The organism is Streptomyces reniochalinae, assembly GCF_003323735.1.
Lineage (GTDB): Bacteria > Actinomycetota > Actinomycetes > Streptomycetales > Streptomycetaceae > Streptomyces > Streptomyces reniochalinae.
The window spans coordinates 1-1,411 of record NZ_QOIM01000031.1 but is presented as its reverse complement, the minus strand read 5'-3'; the positions used below and the strand labels follow the sequence as shown (position 1 = coordinate 1,411).

The window sequence follows — 1,411 nt, the reverse complement described above, 5'->3', positions numbered from 1 at the left end:
GCCTAGTACTGCAACGGTGCTTGCGGTGACTGGTGGCCAGGTTGGTCGTTGGCCTGTTCGTGAGTGGGGACCTTGCTGATGTCAGGTTGTGGGCGGGTGAACTGGGCGCTGTGCATGAGCGGTTCGTGCATCGTTTCAGCAGGTCGGAGCCGCGGGAGTCGGCACTGGCCTATATGCGAGGCCTGATCGCTCCGCTACAGCGGAAGAACGGCTGGACGCTGGCGGAGGAAGCCGGCCACGAAGGCCCGGACCGCATGCACCGGATGCTGAACCGGATCGAGTGGGACGCGGATGCGGTGCTCGACGACGTGCGTCAGTACGTGGTCGACAACCTCGGTGACCGGGACGCCGTCCTGGTCGTGGACGACACGGGCTTCCTGAAGAAGGGGAGGCGGTCGGCCGGAGTGCAGCGTCAGTACTCCGGCACCGCCGGGCGGACGGAGAACTGCCAGGTCGGCGTCTTCCTCGCCTATGCCACCGACCGCGGGCGGACACTGATCGACCGACGTCTGTATCTGCCCGCTTCCTGGACCGACGACCGGGAGAGGCGCCGCCGGGCCGGCATCGAGGACGGGGTCGCCTTCGAGACCAAGGTGGCCATGGCCAAGGCAATGGTCCGCCGCGCGGTCGCGGACAGGATCCCGTTCCGGTGGGTGACCGCGGATGCCGCCTACGGGTTCAGCAAGAGCTGGCGGTCCGAGCTGGAAGAGGCGGACGTCTTCCACGTCATGGCCACCACCCGGCACGACACCGTGGTCACCCGCTGGGCGATCGACCATCCCGTCCACGACCTGTTCAACGGCCTTGCCCGGCAGAAGTGGAAGCGTCGTTCCTGCGGCACCGGGGCTCACGGCCTGCGGATCTACGACTGGGCACGCGTCGAGGTGCGGCCCTGGCACCGACCCGACCGCCGCCACTGGGTCATCGCCCGCCGCAGCGTCGCCCGCCCGCAGGAGATCTCCTACTACATCGCCTACTGCCCCGCCCAGACCACCCTGGATGACCTGATCCGCATCGCGGGCAGCCGATGGGCCATCGAGGAATGCTTCCAGAGCGCCAAGCAGGAATGCGACCTGGACGACTACCAAGTCCGCCGCTACCCCGGCTGGCACCGCCACATGACCCTCGCCATGGCCGCCCACGCCTGCCTGACCGTCCTGCGAGCCCGCCAGCTGGATGCCGGGAAAGCAGAAACGGATCCTCCCAGCTCATCCACCTCAGCCTCGCCGAGATCAGACGCCTGATCACCCGCCTCACCGACCGCCGCCCCACCCCGGTCGACGACGTTCTGCACTGGTCACACTGGCGCCGACGACGCCAGCACCAAGCCCGCATCAGCCACTACAAACGACGCGGACACAGCCCCTGACCTGGCCACCAGTCACCGCAAGCACCGTTGCAGTACTAGGGC

General features: G+C 67.9%; 1 protein-coding gene. It reads left to right on the top strand.

All coding sequences use genetic code 11. The annotated features are described in order from the left end of the window. The first annotated feature begins 59 nt into the window (after positions 1–59). Positions 60–1,244 carry an IS701 family transposase gene (locus DQ392_RS12215; protein WP_114015596.1) on the top strand — a complete coding sequence of 395 codons (1,185 nt, stop codon included), beginning with the start codon at positions 60–62 and terminating at the stop codon, positions 1,242–1,244. The last annotated feature ends 167 nt before the right edge of the window (positions 1,245–1,411 follow it).